At 35.2% G+C, this 17,618-nt stretch carries 16 protein-coding genes and 1 tRNA gene; 4 read left to right on the top strand and 13 right to left on the bottom strand.

The genetic code is table 11. From position 1 onward, the window contains the following. Positions 1-6: 6 nt before the first annotated feature. A complete protein-coding gene (locus tag ABEB31_RS16725; RefSeq protein WP_347052796.1) occupies positions 7-1,053 on the top strand; it encodes an endonuclease/exonuclease/phosphatase family protein in 1,047 nt (348 codons plus the stop codon). 141 nt (positions 1,054-1,194) lie between these two features. Here the strand turns inward: ABEB31_RS16725 and ABEB31_RS16720 are convergent, their stop codons facing one another. From ABEB31_RS16720 to ABEB31_RS16695, 6 genes are all read right to left on the bottom strand, one after another. Further along, on the bottom strand, positions 1,195-1,809 hold the full coding sequence (locus ABEB31_RS16720) for a WbqC family protein (RefSeq protein ID WP_347052795.1): 615 nt from the start codon (positions 1,807-1,809) through the stop codon (positions 1,195-1,197). 92 nt (positions 1,810-1,901) lie between these two features. Continuing rightward, complete coding sequence (lepB, locus tag ABEB31_RS16715; protein ID WP_347052794.1) at positions 1,902-3,455, bottom strand: signal peptidase I; 1,554 nt, start codon at positions 3,453-3,455, stop codon at positions 1,902-1,904. A gap of 59 nt (positions 3,456-3,514) precedes the next feature. After that, on the bottom strand, positions 3,515-4,240 hold the full coding sequence (gene dapB, locus ABEB31_RS16710) for a 4-hydroxy-tetrahydrodipicolinate reductase (protein WP_347052793.1): 726 nt from the start codon (positions 4,238-4,240) through the stop codon (positions 3,515-3,517). A gap of 38 nt (positions 4,241-4,278) precedes the next feature. Beyond that, positions 4,279-4,839 (bottom strand): DUF5683 domain-containing protein, encoded by a 561-nt coding sequence (locus ABEB31_RS16705; protein WP_347052792.1) that lies wholly within the window; start codon positions 4,837-4,839, stop codon positions 4,279-4,281. Then, positions 4,839-5,741 (bottom strand): ParB/RepB/Spo0J family partition protein, encoded by a 903-nt coding sequence (locus ABEB31_RS16700; RefSeq protein WP_347052791.1) that lies wholly within the window; start codon positions 5,739-5,741, stop codon positions 4,839-4,841. The genes ABEB31_RS16705 and ABEB31_RS16700 overlap by 1 nt, the downstream gene beginning before the upstream one ends. 5 nt (positions 5,742-5,746) lie before the next feature. Continuing rightward, a complete protein-coding gene (locus tag ABEB31_RS16695) occupies positions 5,747-6,514 on the bottom strand; it encodes a ParA family protein (RefSeq protein ID WP_347052790.1) in 768 nt (255 codons plus the stop codon). 506 nt (positions 6,515-7,020) lie between these two features. Between ABEB31_RS16695 and ABEB31_RS16690 the strand changes: the two genes are divergently transcribed. Then, complete coding sequence (locus ABEB31_RS16690) at positions 7,021-9,177, top strand: hypothetical protein (protein WP_347052789.1); 2,157 nt, start codon at positions 7,021-7,023, stop codon at positions 9,175-9,177. A gap of 146 nt (positions 9,178-9,323) precedes the next feature. On the opposite strand, the gene ABEB31_RS16685 is transcribed toward ABEB31_RS16690, so the two are convergent. Next, a tRNA-Pro gene (locus ABEB31_RS16685) sits at positions 9,324-9,398 on the bottom strand. 150 nt (positions 9,399-9,548) lie between these two features. On the opposite strand from ABEB31_RS16685, the gene trxB reads away from it, so the two are divergent. Then, the gene (gene trxB / locus ABEB31_RS16680) at positions 9,549-10,496 is read left to right on the top strand and encodes a thioredoxin-disulfide reductase (RefSeq protein WP_347052788.1); all 948 of its coding nucleotides are present in this window, start codon (positions 9,549-9,551) and stop codon (positions 10,494-10,496) included. Positions 10,497-10,723: 227 nt separating this feature from the next. Here the strand turns inward: trxB and ABEB31_RS16675 are convergent, their stop codons facing one another. From ABEB31_RS16675 to ABEB31_RS16655, 5 genes are all read right to left on the bottom strand, one after another. Then, positions 10,724-11,557 (bottom strand): GIN domain-containing protein, encoded by an 834-nt coding sequence (locus tag ABEB31_RS16675; protein WP_347052787.1) that lies wholly within the window; start codon positions 11,555-11,557, stop codon positions 10,724-10,726. Between the two features lie 84 nt (positions 11,558-11,641). Beyond that, positions 11,642-12,376 (bottom strand): head GIN domain-containing protein, encoded by a 735-nt coding sequence (locus tag ABEB31_RS16670; RefSeq protein ID WP_347052786.1) that lies wholly within the window; start codon positions 12,374-12,376, stop codon positions 11,642-11,644. Between the two features lie 4 nt (positions 12,377-12,380). Beyond that, on the bottom strand, positions 12,381-14,102 hold the full coding sequence (locus tag ABEB31_RS16665; protein WP_347052785.1) for a PspC domain-containing protein: 1,722 nt from the start codon (positions 14,100-14,102) through the stop codon (positions 12,381-12,383). Between the two features lie 3 nt (positions 14,103-14,105). After that, complete coding sequence (locus tag ABEB31_RS16660; protein WP_008464689.1) at positions 14,106-14,438, bottom strand: PadR family transcriptional regulator; 333 nt, start codon at positions 14,436-14,438, stop codon at positions 14,106-14,108. A gap of 145 nt (positions 14,439-14,583) precedes the next feature. Next, positions 14,584-15,060 (bottom strand): DUF4870 domain-containing protein, encoded by a 477-nt coding sequence (locus ABEB31_RS16655; RefSeq protein ID WP_347052784.1) that lies wholly within the window; start codon positions 15,058-15,060, stop codon positions 14,584-14,586. A gap of 230 nt (positions 15,061-15,290) precedes the next feature. Here ABEB31_RS16655 and ABEB31_RS16650 point away from each other — a divergent pair, with 230 nt between their 5' ends. Next, positions 15,291-15,743, top strand: coding sequence for a DUF4442 domain-containing protein (locus tag ABEB31_RS16650; protein WP_347052783.1), 453 nt, complete (start codon positions 15,291-15,293; stop codon positions 15,741-15,743). Positions 15,744-15,789: 46 nt separating this feature from the next. On the opposite strand, the gene ABEB31_RS16645 is transcribed toward ABEB31_RS16650, so the two are convergent. After that, complete coding sequence (locus ABEB31_RS16645) at positions 15,790-17,613, bottom strand: family 10 glycosylhydrolase (RefSeq protein ID WP_347052782.1); 1,824 nt, start codon at positions 17,611-17,613, stop codon at positions 15,790-15,792. Positions 17,614-17,618 lie beyond the last annotated feature (5 nt).

Below are 17,618 nucleotides of genomic sequence, written 5' to 3'. Positions count from 1 at the left end.
AATAATATGAAAAACCTTTCTTGGTTTAATAAAATAATGTTCTTTTTGAATATAGTGCTGACTGTGCTTACCTTCAGCGTCTATCTTCTGCCTTTCTTAGCACCTAAAAGTTTCCCGCTTTTATCGGTGCTTACACTGTTTATGCCTGCTTTTTTTGTCGCAAACGGATTCTTCTTCGTTTATTGGGCAATTCAGTTTAAAAAACGCCTGATATTGTCAGGATTGGTATTGCTGACCGGAATTACTTTTATCAGTAAATTTTATAAATTTTCAGGAACAGAATATCTGGAGGATGAAAAAGATTTTTCTGTAATGAGTTATAACGTACGCCTTTTTAATGTCTTTAAATGGCTGGATCGTGATGATATTCCGTCGAATATAAAAGCTTTTATAGATGACAACGATCCGGATATTCTATGTATTCAGGAATATTCAAATTCGGCACATTTAGATCTAAAAGTATATCCGCACCGTTTTATCTTTATTGATGGAAAAAAAATAAAAACCGGACAGGCTATTTTCTCCAAATTTCCGATTATTGAAGAAGGAAAAATTGTTTTCCCAAAGTCAGACAATAATGTTGTATATGCTGATATTAAGCGGGGAAAAGACATTATTCGTGTTTACAATATGCACCTGCAGTCTATTCGGATTTCTCCTGATGTTAACGAAATTTCGAACGATATTGATAATGTCAACCAAAAGAAATCGCAGCTTATTTATAACCGAATCAGTAAAGGCTTCAGGCAACAGCAGGAGCAAGCCGAGATTTTTAAGGAGCATATTAAAAAGTGCAAATATCCTATAATAATCTGTGGCGATATGAATAACAGTCCTTTTTCTTATGTCTATAGAAGTATAAAAGGAAAACTAAAAGATGCATTTGAAGAAGCCGGAGAAGGTTTTGGAGCTACGTATAAATTCCGTTATTATCCTGCCAGAATCGACTACATCTTTACTGACAGTAAAATGAAAGTAAAACAATTTGAAAGCTTTTCTGATTTTGAAAACTCAGATCATTATCCGATTATGACAAGACTTTCGATGGAATGATTTTTTTTGTAAAAAGTAAGAAGTAAAAAGTAAGAAGTAAAAAGTAAGAAGTAAAAAGTAAGAAGTGAAAAGTGAAAAGTGAAAAAATTCATTTTACAATCACAATTTACATCTAACATTTAACATTTAACATTTCACAATCTATACTATTTTCTGCCCTTTCAAATAATCCATTGCAAATTTACCTTCATTAAATAGTAAATCCAGGACACTTAAGTTATTGATGAAACCATGTTTGTCATCAAAAACCTGAGTATATTTTTCAAAAGTATTGGTGTCTTTTTTCCCATTTGCCAGATATCTGAAATCAGTAAAATCGGGTGCTTCATGAAAGTATTCCGCAGTTTTTGCAAACTCTGTTTTCATTCGGAGGCACTTCGTTACAATGTCAAAAGCTTCAAAATTAAGATCCATTAAATAAATGTGTTTCTTTTCGAAAATAGGGGCGATATCATCTTCAAAGAACTCAAAGAAGGGCGAACTTCTATATGCAGCCTCAAGCGATTTAAAATGCTGTTTCTGCCAGTCAAATTCATTCTCAATCAAAATGTCTTTTGTCTTTTGATGTGCTTCCTTTGAATGTTTAACGGGAATATTTAATAACTGAATTCCGTTTGGACTGTAGATATAAGTTCTGTTTCTATTGGTCTGCTTCTGAAAATTATCTTCCATTTCAAAAGTAATGGTCTCAGATTGTGCAATAACTGCAAAATGACTAATAGATGGGAAATAAGTAGGAAGGATTAAGGAATTCATGATTATTGTATGTTTTAAAAAGTTTCAGGTTTCAAGTTTCAAGTTTGTGTAAACCTGAAACTTGAAACCTGAAACAAAAATAACACTATTTTTTATGCTTTATTTTCTCTTCTTTTTTTCCAGATAAAATCTCCCACGAAATAGATGGCAAGAAGTATAAGGAAATATTTGAAATAAGATTGTGGCTGACCTTCGCCATCTACAGTTGTAAATACTCTGTTCCAGCGAATTTTATTAATGCCTTTTCCGTTTGTATCCCAGCTCATCCAGATAAATACTGGTTTTCCAACAATATGATTTTCAGGAACGTACCCCCAGTATCTACTGTCTTCAGAGTTATGGCGATTATCTCCCATCATCCAGTAATAATTCTGTTTGAAAGTATAGGTTGTGGCGGGCTTTCCGTTAATTAAAAATTTAGAACCTTGAAGCTCCAGTTTATTTCCCTCATAATTTGTAATGATCTCTTTATAAAAAGGAAGAGATTCATTGTTTAAGGCAACTGTTTTTCCGGCTTCAGGGATATAAATAGGCCCCATATTGTCCTGACTTCCTTTATTGATGTGAGGGAATATTCTGTTATCGTCCTGATTGTCAATTATTCTTATTACTGCAGTAACTCCGGGAGTGTTTTTAAATCTTTGAGCTCCGGCTTCTGTTAATGAACCTAAATATAGAGTATCTCTTTTTTCAGTTCTAAAACCGGCAGGATCTGTAATGTCTAATTCCTTAAAAAGAGTTTCAAAATCAATTGATGTTTTGCCGTCTAAAGCAACCTTATAAGAATATTGAGGCCTCGCTCTTTCCGGTAAAATTAATTTTTTTCCGTTGATGAAAACAAAACCATCCTTTATAGATAAGCTGTCTCCCGGGATACCAACACATCTTTTGACGTAATTTGATTTTTTATCAATAGGTTTAATTACACCGGGTCTTCCTTTAGGTTCGAAAAAATAATGTACCGTGTCGACCGGCCAGTTGAAGACCACGATATCGGATCGTTTTATTTTCTGAATAGCAGGTAATCTTAAATAAGGTAATTGTGGCCAGCTTAGATACGATTTGCTTTTTGTTAATGGAATAGAGTCATGCACCATTGGCAATGCCACAGTAGTCATTGGAACTCTAGGGCCATAATTTAATTTGCTCACAAATAAGAAATCACCAATTAAAAGAGATTTTTCTAATGATGAAGTCGGAATTGTATAAGGCTGTACCACGTAAGTGTGTACTAAAGTCGCTACTATAATGGCAAATAATAAAGAGCTAATTGTGTCTCCAGTTTTATTTTCAGGAGTTAATTTCCTGTCTTTTCTATATTCTAATTTTTGAGTATAATTGACATAATAGATATAAAAACCTAAAGTAAAAAGTCCTAAAATGGTATCTAAAGTCGATCTTTTACCAAATGTTCTTAATGTTTCTACCCATACAACCGGAAACATGATCAGGTTAATAATGGGAATAAAAAGCAAAATTGTCCACCAGGTTGGGCGACCAATGATTTTCATTAAAACAATAGAATTGTATACCGGAATTGCAGCTTCCCAGCTTTTTCTTCCCGCTGCCTGATACAGTTTCCATGTTCCTAAGAAATGAATAATTTGTACGGCTAAGAAAAATACGAACCAAGCATAAAATGTCATAATAGTGTGTTTTTAAATTAAATTCAGAATAATGCTAATTCAGAATTCTTGTTTTTTTATTATAAGTTTAATACATCTTTCATAGTGAAGATTCCTTGTTTTCCTGCAAGCCATTCTGCTGCAATTACAGCACCAAGAGCAAAACCTTCACGATTATGAGCGGTATGTTTTATTTCGATACTATCTATCGCAGAGTCGTAATTTACAGTATGTGTACCAGGAACTTCGCCAATTCTTTTTGCCTCAATAGTAATTTGCTTTGTCTGTTCTTTATCGGTAGATTCATTTGCTTTACCATCTGCTAAAGTCCAGTTATTGTAGTCACTGTTTTCAATAACGCCCTGAGCCAGGGAAATTGCTGTTCCGCTTGGGGCATCCAGCTTATGGATATGATGAATCTCTTCCATTGATACCTTATACGAATCAAATTGTCTCATTATTTTTGCCAGATACTCATTTAGTCCGAAGAAAACATTAACGCCAAGACTAAAATTGGAGCTGGAAATAAATCCGCCTTTTTTCTCGTTGCAAAGTGTGATCATTTCATCATAATGTTCCAGCCAGCCTGTTGTTCCCGAAACTACAGGAACATTAGCATTGAAAGAAGCAGAAATATTATTTACAGCAGCAGAAGGAACACTAAAATCAATGGCAACATCTGCAGTTGAAAGTCCGTCATAAGCATTAAATTCATCTTTCTTTAAAACTATTTCATGACCTCTTTCTAAAGCAATTCGTTCAATTACTTTACCCATTTTTCCGTATCCTAAAAGCGCAATTTTCATTATGATATTTTTTTGATTTTACAATAGAATGAAATCTATCAAAAGGTATAATTAAAGGTTAGTCCTACATTTGGTTTAAATGTTACATCTGCAGGATAAATTTCGGGACGCATTGACAGTCTTTCGTTTACGTTAAACTGAATTAGCGCCGCGTCTACATTGGCGTCTATAATATTTAAGACATAAAAGCCAACAACAAATAAAGCAGACAAATCTCTGTTTCTCTGATAAAATTTCTGGCCCGCAATAAGTCTGCTTTCATCCAGAAATTGGTAATTATCGTCATTATAGCCTTCTAATCTTCTTTTGTAAGCGTCGCGATAATCGTGGTATTTTTTGTTGTTGTCTATGTAAAAATACAAACTGGTTCCTATAGCTCCGTAAACCAATGGGATTTTCCAGTACTTTTTATTATATGCCTGACCTAAACCTGGCAAAACAGCAGAATAAAAAGCTGCTTTAGCGGGTCTTAACGGGTCTATTTCTACTAAAGCAGTAGTGTCTTTTACGACCAAAACCGTGTCTTTTTTTACCTGGGCAAAAAGAGAAACGGTTCCTGTAAGAAAGAACAACAGACCGATGGGGACAATTTTATTCACTATCCGTTTATTAATTTTATAATTCTGTTAAAGTCGGCTTCAGAATTAAATGGAATTGTAATTTTTCCTTTTCCGTTACCAGCGACTTTTATATCAACTTTTGAACCAAAGTAATCGTTAAAAGTATTTTTTTGAGTTTCTCTTACCACAAATGCAGAGTCAACTTTAGGTTTTCCATCTGCTTTAGGCTGATTGCCTTCGTGATAATTTTTAACCAGAGCTTCTGTTTCGCGGACAGATAAATTCTGACTAACGATTTTTTGGTAAATATCGGTTTGAACGTCCAGATCATCAATATTTATAATTGCTCTACCGTGCCCCATGCTGATAAAACCATCGCGAATACCGGTCTGAATAATTGGGTCCAGTTTTAAAAGACGCAAATAATTGGCAATTGTAGAACGTTTTTTTCCAACGCGATCACTCATTTGTTCCTGAGTCAATTGAATTTCGTCAATCAAACGTTGGTAAGAAAGTGCAATTTCAATTGGATCTAAATCATGACGCTGAATGTTTTCAACCAGGGCCATAACCAGTGATTCATTGTCATTCGCAATACGAATGTAAGCGGGAACATGCGTTAAGCCTACTAATTTAGAAGCACGAAGACGACGCTCTCCGGAAATTAACTGATATTTATTAAACTCTAATTTACGAACAGTAATAGGCTGAATTACGCCAAGTTCTTTAATAGAAGTGGCTAATTCACGTAACGATTCTTCATTAAAATTGCTTCTGGGCTGAAACGGATTTATTTCGATAGCACTTATTTCAAGCTCAATGATGTTTCCAACAACTTTGTCAGCATTTTTATCTTCTACTGATTTAATATCGTTTTCCGGATCTTTTAATAATGCTGATAATCCTCTTCCTAAGGCTTGTTTTTTAATTGCTTTTGTCATAAAAACTATTTGCTGTTTTTCTTTATAATCTCCTGAGCTAAATGAATATAGTTTACGGCACCTTTACTTGTTGCATCATAATTAATGATACTTTCACCAAAACTTGGAGCTTCGCTCAATTTTACATTTCTTTGAATCACAGTATCAAAAACCATATCATTAAAGTGTTTTTGCACTTCTTCTACAACCTGGTTTGATAAACGTAATCTGGAATCATACATAGTAAGTAATAATCCTTCGATGTCAAGATCCGGGTTGTGTATTTTTTGAATACTCTTAATCGTGTTTAGTAATTTTCCTAATCCTTCAAGAGCAAAATATTCGCACTGAATAGGAATAACTACAGAATCTGCAGCTGTTAAAGCATTCAGGGTTAACAAACCTAGCGAAGGCGCGCAGTCGATAATGATAAAATCATATTCATCTTTTACACTTTCTAATGCTTTTTTAAGCATGTATTCGCGGTTTTCTTTGTCAACCAATTCAATTTCGATGGCAACAAGGTCAATGTGAGCAGGTATCACGTCAACATTTGGAGCCGTACATTTTAGGACAGCTTCCTTTGGTGTTATACTGTGCTCAAGAATCTGATAAGTCCCATTTTCAACGGTTTCTACGTCAATTCCAAGGCCAGATGTAGCATTCGCCTGAGGATCAGCATCGATCAATAAAACTTTTTTCTCTAAAACACCTAACGAGGCAGCAAGATTTACCGATGTAGTGGTCTTTCCAACGCCTCCTTTTTGATTAGCAATAGCAATGATTTTGCCCATTTATTTTCTGAATTTTGAACCGTAAAAATACAATTATTTATGGTTTTTGAAAATCTATTTTGTTAACATTTAAGAAACTTTGATTAATCGTTGTTTAATGGGTGTTCGACAGAAAATAATTGTAGTTATGAGTAAAATCGCCGTTAAGATTTGTATGAATTTAAATAATGTTTCTGATGTAAAAACAGCTGAATTTATTTTTTTTCAAAAAAAAGCTGTTCGCAAATTTTATCACAATACAAATTTCCCTGATTTTACTTTTTGTTTTTTCCCTGAAACAAATTGGTACTAATTCATTTGTCGCTTTTAATATATCTCATGATGTTTTTAAATAAAAAGTTTATTTGGGCTGATAAACCGCCAATTGTCGGACTTTGTATAGTTTTTGATAAGAAATTAGATCTCAAAACGGAACAGATGGGTTGAGGATTATTGCTATTTTAGGCTTCCTGAAAAACTTTATAATTATATCTATCAAACCACAAAAAATGAACATCTTTAAAAAAATGATTTCAATTTCAGCAGCGTCTTTATTTATGCTGATGCTATGCAGTTTTGTTTCTTCTTATTCACCTGATGAAAAAAATCAGCTTAATAATGTTGAACGCAAAATCGTTTACAACAAAAAGAAAAAAAACATAACTATATCATGGTCACCATTTGGTACCTCGGGGAATTATATTATTACGAGAGGAGGAAGTCGTCTGTCTTCGGATTTTATTGAAATCGGCTCAACCTCAAAATTATCTTTTACCGACAATAAGCCAAATTCAGACAAATATGAAAACTACTATAAAGTTACGCGTGGTTCTGAGGCAATACTTATTTCTTTAGAAAATCAGATTTTTGGAAATAATGTGTATTTCTATGACAGAAAATATGAGAAAGCAGAAAGCTCCAGAAACGAAATGAATTCACATTTTGCAACTATCGGATTGGGTGGTGCCAATGGTGAATGGACTACAAAACGTCAGGCTTATTATTTTAAGGCAAATGTAAAAGGTCAGACTTATGATTCCGGCGGATCAGGTTCTGCATCTTCGGCGGAAGCCAATTCTATTGAATTAGGATTTTATTCTCATATCGGAGGTCTCGGAAGATTGCCTTCAGATGTTAAATTAGGTTCGGTTTTTACAAGGCCTCATCTTTCGGGTGGGGCAAACGCAACCTGTACATTTTGGCGTTCTGTAGAAAATGTAGATGTCATGCGTGATTTTGCATGGACAGTATCCCAGTCAACAAGTGCACGCAGGATGCTGATTGAAAGTACTTCAAAATATATTTCAGATATAGGAAGTACTAACTTTTGGGGCAGTGGCGGTTTTATTGCCGATACTCATTATACTACAACACGACCAAATTGGGGTGGACAACAGCAATGGTACACCAGAAATGCTGTTTTCCCTGTTGGTTCAGGAGCAATGGGCGGTTCCTACAATATGGTTTGGCAGGGATGTATGAATCCGCCCGCGGCAGACGATGCCAATTCGACAATTGCTACGACACCTATTATTAAAGAAAAGCCTTTTTTGTTTATTGATACTGACGGTGAATACAAAATTTTTGTTCCGGCCTGGCAAAAGGACAGGATCGGGCTGTCATGGTCTTCATCAGATATGGGAAAAGGAGAAATTCAGGATTTGATAAGCAAATGGTATGTCGCTAAGGAAGGAGATACAGATGCAGAAATAAATGCTGCGCTAACGGCCGGTAAAAATATATTTTTTACTCCCGGACATTATTCGCTAAATGCTCCGATTCAGGTCAACAGAAAAAATGCCATTTTGTTAGGCGCCGGAATAGCCTCTGTAACTCTGGAACCAACTGAGAAAAACAAATGGGGCTGTATTTATGCCGATGATAAGGAAGGAATTATAATTGCAGGACTCCTTATGGATTCGCTGAATAGTACTACTTATCAGGTTAGAATTGGAAATGAAGAAGCGAATCAGGATCATTCTCAGAATCCGATTTTGCTCACAGATATTACCTGTAGAGTGGGTGGAGTACAATCTAAAAATATTCAGATCCAGGCTTCAATGCAGATTAACAGTAACAATGTGGTCGGAGATCACTTTTGGTTGTGGCGTGCCGATCATGGTTCGCAACCGGGAGGAGACGCAAGGTGGGTGAGGGACAGATGCAAAAACGGACTTATTGTTACGGGAGACGATGTTACACTTTATGGTCTTTTTACGGAACATTATCAGGAATATGAAGTGCTTTGGCTGGGCGAACGCGGAAGAACCTATTTCTTTCAAAACGAACCTCCTTATGATGCACCAAATCAGAAAAGCTGGAGCAGTCAAAATGGTAGAGTTGATGGGTATGCGGCATTTAAAGTAGCAAATTCTGTAAAAGTCCATAATAGTATCGGCATGGGATCGTATGCGGTTTTTACAGGAACTGATGGCAAGGTGAACAAACAAAACGGATTCGAAGCACCAAACAGCCCAAATGTCAAACTGGAGAAAATGTGTATAACACGTTTCGCTGGTCCGGGAAATGTTAAAAATGTGATTAATAGTACCGGAGGAAGCACGGCAACGGGAACAAAACGCGTGGCATTATACAATAATAATGATGGAGTACAGCCATATGATGAAGAATTTACTTTGCCGGATAAGGAATCGTATCCTGCTTATATAAGTATGGAGAAGTAAAATAATATGGTCTGTTTAGATATAAACTCTGAGGTATGATTCTTCAGAGTTTATTGTTTTATATATTTCCGATTTCAATAGGTCAATTCTATATTTGTGAATTTAAAGCAAAAAAAAAAGTCTTTTCAAATTTGAAAAGACTTTTGTCGGGGTGGCAGGATTCGAACCTGCGGCCTCCTGCTCCCAAAGCAGGCGCGATAACCGGGCTACGCTACACCCCGAAAGCGGATGCAAAGATAGAAATAAATTTCATTTTCAAAAGGAAAAATTGAAAATAAATAAAACTTATTTCGACATAGTTATTTAGGATTTATTTTCGACCTTATTTTTTATAATAAAGTTTACATTTGCAACTCAAAATAACTATTACTATGTCAGATACAATCGAAAAAATTAAATGCCTTATTATAGGTTCTGGTCCTGCAGGTTATACCGCGGCTATTTATGCAGCCAGAGCTAATATGAATCCAGTATTATATCAGGGAATGCAGCCTGGTGGTCAGTTGACTACGACAAATGAGGTTGAAAATTTTCCCGGTTATGTTGATGGAGTTACAGGACCGGAAATGATGGTTCAGTTACAAGATCAGGCAAAACGTTTTGGTGCTGATATTCGCGACGGTTGGGCAACAAAAGTTGATTTTTCCAAAGATATTCACAAAGTCTGGATCAATGATTCGATCGAATTACACTGTGAAACTGTAATTATTTCAACAGGAGCGTCGGCTAAATATTTAGGATTGCCATCAGAACAACACTACTTAAATATGGGTGGGGGAGTTTCGGCTTGTGCTGTTTGCGACGGATTTTTCTACCGTAATCAGGAAGTTGTAATTGTTGGAGCTGGAGATTCTGCCTGCGAAGAAGCACATTATCTTTCTAAGCTTTGTAAAAAAGTGACGATGTTGGTAAGAAGCGAAAAATTCAGAGCTTCTAAAATCATGGAAGAGCGTGTTCGCAGAACTGAAAATATCGAAATTTTAATGAACCATGATACGCTTGAAGTTCTTGGAGACAATCAGGTTGTTCATGCTATAAAAGCATTAAACAAAACAACCGGAGACGTGATCGAAATTCCTGCAACAGGTTTCTTCGTAGCAATTGGTCATAAACCAAATACAGATATCTTTAAAGATTACATTAAATTAGATGAAACAGGTTATATCGTAAATACTCCCGGAACATCTTTTACAAATGTTCGCGGTGTATTTGTTGCAGGAGATGCTGCAGATCACGTATATCGTCAGGCAATTACTGCTGCCGGAACAGGATGTATGGCTGCATTAGATGCTGAAAGATATTTAGCTTCTAAAGAGTAATTTTTTTGTTTCAGGTTTCAGATTTTTAATGTTAATCTGAAGCCTCTATAAATATAAAGTCCCGTTCGTTTGAACGGGACTTTTTTATTTAATATCGCCAAGTTTTTTCTTTGAAGTTGTCTTTGCGTCTTCGCGACTTTCCGGTGCTATATTCAGTATTTCAACTTGAAACCTGAACCTGAACCTTGAAACTTGAAACCTGAAACTTCAAACCTGAAACAAAAAACTTATTTAATCTTCTTAAACAATTTCGCCTCTTCAGAAAAACGGGTTAATTGTATCGTTGGATTTCCAAAAAGAGAAAGTTCGGCTTTGTCTCCAAGAGCTAAAGATAGCGTTGTTTCAGCAAGAATAGTTCCAACGGCATAATTCTCAGCTGTAACATTTGCATCTTTCAGCGTAAATTTTGCTCCGGTGAAAACCGAATTATTATCTAAACGTATAGTTGCTTTTTCTGCAATACCTTCAATTGCAGCAGTTGATTTTTGATATAAATCACATTTAAATTTGATAGCAGAAACCAATGTTTTTACCGTTGCATTTTTACTCAGTTGCAAACTTCCATCTTCAGCTTTCAGATTTAATTCTGTTTTTGATTTGTCATCGGCAATAAGGGTAAATTTTTTAGCATTCACATTCAAAAATAATTTAGAAAAGTCAACACAATTCATAGTAATGTCATCCAATTGTAGTTCCTGAATCGCATACACAATTGCTTCATTTTTCGTGATCACCTTATTTAATGATTTGGTGTAAGTAACCTTAACCGATAACTTTTTGAAAATGCTAGACTCTTTATTGGTATATAATCGAAGGGTTTTTTCTCTTAAATCCATTCCGATAATATCATGAAGATTATCATCGGCTTCAATTTTAATTTCGTTCTTTTCTCCTTGTTCCAAATAAACTTCCAGATTATCATCGACTTCAATGGCATCAAAACTTCCAACTTCTTTTACTGACGTTGTTACAACTTTAGAACCTTTAATTTTTTCCCTTCTTTGAGCGAAAGTAAGTGTTGTAACAAATAATAATAGGAGCAGCGCTGTACTTTTTTTCATTAATTCTAGATTTGATTTTGACAAATATAAAAAAATCATCCACTTTTGATGAATGATTTCGTTTATATTTAACAGTTAGAAAATTTAACCCTGGTTGATACTTCCTCCTGAACTTGCGGTTTTTTCAATTGTTTTAGGAACATTATTATAGTTAATGCTTCCACCGCTTGAAGCTCCGGCTTTCAGACTTAAAATTGGGTGTACTTCAAGGCTTCCTCCACTTGATGCGTCTGCTTCAATATCGTTTGCTAATAATTTTCCGGCATTTACACTCGCACCGCTGGAAGCTCTGAAAGATGTTTTTAAAGATTTTCCTTCAATTGTAATAGAACTCCCGCTGCTGGATCTTGCTTCGATATTATCCGATTCAATGTTCAGGTTCATGGTAGCTGCACTAGAGGTTTCCAATTCAACATCCTGACCTGCAATAACATTTTTGCTTTCGATACTGGATGCGCTCGAAGCTTCCAGTTTATTAATAACAGGCATTTTAACCGTTACCTTTTTCATTGTTACATTTCTGAAAGAACTGAATTTACAGCTGATTACAAGAGTCCCGTTTTCAACTTTAGTTACAATTTCTTTCTGAAGATTATCGTCAGCTTCCACTATGATTTCCTTAGTATCAGCTTGTTCGATAACCAAATCAATTGCGTTGCTTACTTTTACATTTGTAAAATCTCCAGAAACAGTTCTCTTTTCTGTTGTCACATTTCCGCTTCCTTCAATAGCATTTACATTGAAGTTGCAGGAAGCAAATAATAAAGCAGTAACAGTAGCAACTATAAATTTCGTAATATGAATGATTATTTTGATCATGGTTTTAGTTAATTTTAATTATTACTCCGTTTTTGTCAGTGGTTAGCTTTCCAGAAGTTTTTTTGCTGTTTAGAACTTCTTTTCCATTTATTTTAATAGATACTTCTTTTACAGTATCATTTTCGATTGTATTTATTTCCTCATTATTCTCGCTGTCCTCTTCATCAACCGGGCAGTTTAAGCATTTAGCTTTTGAACCGATTACTTTATAGGTGTAATCATCGTCATGGTTCAAATTAAAAAAGTCATCATCATAATTAAAATAATCCCTAACAGAAGAATCTGCTTTAATTAATTGTCCCTCTGGTAAGTACAAATAAATGTCAACTTCCTGTCCTCTGAACTTGTTTTTTACATCTGTCAGGAAAAAGTTATCCAAAATTAAGTGATTTCCAGCAACCTGAAGCTTATAATTAATTTTTTCTGCTCTTTTTTTAGCATTAGAAAGTGAATTTCCTCTTGCGCTTTTTTCAATCTGAAGATAAGGAGACGTTTCATCGGTATGCAAAACATGTAAACGTACATCATTAGAATAAATCAATTCGTTGTTTGCAGAATCCTGTACAAATTCAAATTCTCTGTAATGATTCAGGCTTTTTGCGTAATAATCGTTGTATCTGAATTTTACAAATAATGTATCTGTAGGTCTGATGGCAACAACTTCTTTTTGCACTACTTTATTTTCCTGCGAAATTTCAGTTGCCTGTTTAATTCCGATACTAATTGCAATTGCAACAGCGATAATCCAAACGGCTAATAAAGTATATTTTGCAATATTTCCAACTGGTTTTAAGTTTGGAGATAATAATTTGAATCCTAATAAAGTCAGGAAAAAAAACGGAATTCCGACTGCAAAAAGCATTAATAAACCAAATGACCAGATTGGATATTCTGTAAAGTTGCCGGCTTCAATAAAGTTCTGCCATGGAAAATCTATAAAAATATTAGTTCCCAACGTGAAGACTCCGATCAAAAGCATGATCAAAACTATGATTCCCGACATGATTAAAACTACTCCTAAAAACTTAGCAAAGATTTTAAAAACGGTCATTACAAAGTCTCCAAATGAACTACTTATTCTCCCAGCTCCCGACTTTACCTGGTTTCCCATTTTGTCATAATCTGCATTTTTAAATTTATCAGATAATGACTCGATTTCTTCACGAACCTTTTTTTCAATGTTAGAAATAGTCACCGGTTCTCCTGTCATTTCCAGTTTTTCTGAAGTGGTAACTGCTTCCGGAGTTACAATCCAAAGAACAAAATAAGCCAGGATTCCGGTTCCGAAACCTGCAAAAACAAAGATTAAAAAGATGATTTTAATCCAGACAGCGTCAATTCCGAAATAATGTCCTAAACCTGTTGCAACCCCACCGATCATACCTTTTTCTTTATCACGGTATAATTTTTTGTGTTTTCTTGCCGTATAATCATTAAAAGATTGGTTAGAATTTTCTTCGTCTTCAATTCGGTAATCTTCAGGTTGTCCCATTACCGCAATCACTTCGTCAACATCTTTCAGTCCAACAACATGTTTTTCACTTTTTTGTTTTTCTGTTAATAATTCAGAAACACGCATTTCAATATCTTTAATAATTTCATCCTGACCGGACGAGTTGTTAAGAGATCGTTTTATAGCGTCAAAATAGCGTGTCAATTTTAAATATGCATCTTCATCGATGTGAAAAAACATACCGCCTAAGTTAATATTTACTGTTTTGTTCATGACTTATTGATTTTGATTGGTGATTAGATTTACAGCGTCAGACAATTCTGTCCATGTGCCGCTAAGTTCGTTTAAAAAGGTTTGGCCTATCTCGGTTAGTCCATAGTATTTTCGAGGTGGTCCTGAGGTCGATTCTTCCCAGCGATAGTTAAGTAAACCGTCATTTTTTAGTCTGGTTAACAACGGATAAACAGTTCCTTCTACCACTAGTAATTTTGCGTTTTTCAGCGTGTCCAATATTTCAGAGGTGTAGGCATCTTTTTCTTTTAATACAGATAAGATGCAAAACTCAAGAACACCTTTGCGCATCTGTGCTTTTGTGTTTTCAATGTTCATAATTTCATTTTGTTTTTTTTTGATTGAACAATTCGTTTTTTGATTGATGATGATTGATTGATGATTGATCGTTTTTGAGGTTTCCCTCGTGAACTATAACTTTTAAGCTTTGTCACACTGAGCAATGTCAGGCTTCGGTAAAATGTTATTTTATAAAGGGAATTGTCATAGGATATTGGTATAATTCTCCGTTTGAAGCCTTTATCGAAGCGTAGATTACTAAAAAGAATTCAACAAATTTTAAAACCCCGAAAAGCACTACCGCTGTTAATCCGACACTTAGCAGGCCAATGTTTCCTTCAAAATGGAAGTTTCTGATAACAAAATCGTCATTAAAAACAGCTTCTATCGGAAGATTCTGCAGCAAAACCGTAATGAAAATCGGAATTGCAATAAGCGCTAAAATTAAGCTGTAAAGCAATATACTTAACTGAAAGTTTAAAGCCTGTTTTCCGTGGTGATCTGCAAATTCAGATTTGTCTTTGTAATTGGTCCAGATTACCAATGGCAAAATATAATTTCCAAACGGAATAATATATTGGCTCAAAGTACTCAAATGAGTAAATGCGGCTGTATTCTTTTCTGATGTTTTTTCCATGATGAGTGGTGTTGTTGTTTCCATGATTAAAAGTATATAGTAATTTCTTATGCAAATATATATCTAAAAGACAGTATCTTGTTTTACATAGTACCAAATATTAACATAAAATTAACAAATAGAACATTTTTAAATATCGGATATAGTATTGAAAATCATTGTAAAATACCGTGTTTACTAAGCGGAAGAGGATCTGCAAAGAATATATTGTGCGTGCATAGTTTTTTTGTATTTTTACATAAAAAATATATCACATGGCACTTTCTGCATCCAAATTCAATAAATTCGTGTTTTTTAAACTGCCTTCGGCATTTATTTGTGGAGTTCGTGTAAAAGCTATAAATGAAACTAGCTGCACCGTTACAGTAAAACACAGATGGATCAACCAGAATCCGTTTAACTCGATGTATTTTGCGGTGCAGGCAATGGCTGCCGAATTAGCAACCGGAGCTTTGGTTATTTCCCAGATTCAGCAAAGCGGAAAAAAAATATCGATGTTGGTTGCCAATAACAAAGGAAACTTTACCAAAAAAGCGACTGGTAGAATTACTTTCGTTTGTAACGACGGACATTTGATTGCAGATGCTATAAAAAAAACAATCGAGACAGGCGAGGGCCAGACATTCTGGATGAAATCTATCGGAACCAATGAGCAAGGTGTTCAGGTTTCTGAAATGGATTTTGAATGGAGTGTTCGATTAAAATAAAAACAGCCCCAATTTCTGAGACTGTTTTTATTGAAAAGTATAGGTGTTATTTTTTAATTATTTTAAAGCTTTCACTGCTTCCATTTTCAAAAATAACTTTGACAAAATAAATTCCGCTCATCAGATTTAATGGTGATACGTTTACCTGCGTATCAGTATTGTTTGTAAAATCCTGATTCCATACCTGCCTGCCGCTTGCTTCGTATATCGTGATTTGCGAAATGTTAGCTTCAGCTTTTACCAATTCAATTGTAAAAACTTCATTAAAAGGATTTGGATAAACCTTAAATAATTTGTTTGACGTAAAATCAAAATCTTCATTTCCTAAATTCGGATCGTAAGTTCCGGCTTCATTATTGTTTTTATCTAATGAAGTAACCACAATAAATTTAGTATCAACCTGATCCTGCGTTAGTGTAAATTGATTCCCAGCTGTTATTTCGATAATTTTTGAGCCATCATCTTTATTGGTTACCGCTTCTGCAGAATTGTTAAAGGCATAAATTACATATTTTACCGGTAAATCTCCATCAGCAGCCGCGGCCGGAGTTTCCCAGGCTAATGTTGTACCAGTAATCTGAATGTTTGCCGGCTTATTGGGACAAATTTCATCTTTGCCAGGAATAGGAGGAGCAAAAGATTTGTATTTATATTCTGCTGCGCTTAAATTGGTATTTATAGATTTTGAATTGGTTTTAATAGAAGCATAACTGTACGCAATCTGCCCGAAAGTTGCGTTCATGGTAGCAGCTCTGTTTTGAATCGTCTGATTTTGTAATTCTGTAGAAGTCCAGTTGTTGCTGTCATCCATTTTATAAAATGCCTGACTCACATATAATTGTTTGTTTCTGGCTTTTATCTCGTCATTCCACCACTGCGAAAGCTTTACATAATCCTGTGCTCCTGTAATTTTCCAATACAATTGTGGCGCGAGATAATCTACTTTTCCGGCGTCCAGCCAGGCAATCGGATCGTAAAATAAGTCATTATAAGAAGATCCTCCTGTTATGCCGGCTGGTACACCACTTTTCCAGATTCCGGACGGACTTACTCCAAAAACTACATTTTTGTTTAAATTGGTATTAATAACCTGAATAGCATCGTAAACCATTGCAATCAGAATATTTCCGTTTTCCCTTCTCCAGTTTGCCAACGTGAGTCCGTTGGGGTTATGATCAATGAAAGCCTGACTATCCTGATTATTTGGAGCTGCAGCCATCGAACCGCTTGGATAAAAATAATCATCAAAATGAATTCCGTCCACATCATATCGCACGGCAATATCCTGAATTATAGAAACAATATAATCGCGAACTTCAGGTAAACCAGGGTTTAAGATTTTTAAATTGGCATTATTGGCAGCTGTAATTACCCAAGATGGATTTTTATTTACAGGATGATTAGGCGCATTGGTGTACGTACCATTTTTGGCACGGTAAGGGTTTATCCACGCATGTAAGTCCAATCCTCTTTTATGAGATTCTGTAATGGCAAAAGCCAAAGGATCCCACACCGGATTTGGAGCAAGCCCTTCTGTTCCAGTCAAGTAATAGGACCAAGGTTCTGTAGCAGATACATACAGCGCATCACTGGCCGGACGAACTTGAAGAAAAACCGTATTGTAGCCATTGTTCTGAAGATTGTCCAGAATTGTAATTAATTCTGCCTGCTGAACAACGGGAGAAGACAGTCTGTTTGTGGGCCAGGTCAAATTAAAAACAGAAGGCAGAAACACGCCTCTCAAATCTCTTTTGGGAGTTGTTTTACTAAATTCTGCGTCTTGTATGCATTGTGCTTTTAATTGACAAAAACTCAAAAGCAGCCAAGTCAATATTGCATTTTTTAAAAAATGAAGAGTAGTTTTTTTCATGGTAA

Source organism: Flavobacterium olei (assembly GCF_039749035.1).
Lineage (GTDB): Bacteria > Bacteroidota > Bacteroidia > Flavobacteriales > Flavobacteriaceae > Flavobacterium > Flavobacterium olei.
Note: the sequence above shows the minus strand (reverse complement) of the source record. Positions and strands in the feature narration are given on the sequence as shown.

Coding starts and splice junctions, on each gene's coding strand:
- trxB (WP_347052788.1), top strand. CDS start 9,549: ATGTCAGATACAATCGAAAAAATTAAATGCCTTATTATAGGTTCTGGT.
- lepB (WP_347052794.1), bottom strand. CDS start 3,455: ATGACATTTTATGCTTGGTTCGTATTTTTCTTAGCCGTACAAATTATT.
- ABEB31_RS16660 (WP_008464689.1), bottom strand. CDS start 14,438: ATGAACATTGAAAACACAAAAGCACAGATGCGCAAAGGTGTTCTTGAG.
- ABEB31_RS16690 (WP_347052789.1), top strand. CDS start 7,021: ATGATTTCAATTTCAGCAGCGTCTTTATTTATGCTGATGCTATGCAGT.
- ABEB31_RS16670 (WP_347052786.1), bottom strand. CDS start 12,376: ATGATCAAAATAATCATTCATATTACGAAATTTATAGTTGCTACTGTT.
- ABEB31_RS16650 (WP_347052783.1), top strand. CDS start 15,291: ATGGCACTTTCTGCATCCAAATTCAATAAATTCGTGTTTTTTAAACTG.
- ABEB31_RS16695 (WP_347052790.1), bottom strand. CDS start 6,514: ATGGGCAAAATCATTGCTATTGCTAATCAAAAAGGAGGCGTTGGAAAG.
- ABEB31_RS16645 (WP_347052782.1), bottom strand. CDS start 17,613: ATGAAAAAAACTACTCTTCATTTTTTAAAAAATGCAATATTGACTTGG.
- ABEB31_RS16720 (WP_347052795.1), bottom strand. CDS start 1,809: ATGAATTCCTTAATCCTTCCTACTTATTTCCCATCTATTAGTCATTTT.
- ABEB31_RS16675 (WP_347052787.1), bottom strand. CDS start 11,557: ATGAAAAAAAGTACAGCGCTGCTCCTATTATTATTTGTTACAACACTT.
- ABEB31_RS16725 (WP_347052796.1), top strand. CDS start 7: ATGAAAAACCTTTCTTGGTTTAATAAAATAATGTTCTTTTTGAATATA.
- ABEB31_RS16700 (WP_347052791.1), bottom strand. CDS start 5,741: ATGACAAAAGCAATTAAAAAACAAGCCTTAGGAAGAGGATTATCAGCA.
- dapB (WP_347052793.1), bottom strand. CDS start 4,240: ATGAAAATTGCGCTTTTAGGATACGGAAAAATGGGTAAAGTAATTGAA.
- ABEB31_RS16655 (WP_347052784.1), bottom strand. CDS start 15,060: ATGGAAACAACAACACCACTCATCATGGAAAAAACATCAGAAAAGAAT.
- ABEB31_RS16665 (WP_347052785.1), bottom strand. CDS start 14,102: ATGAACAAAACAGTAAATATTAACTTAGGCGGTATGTTTTTTCACATC.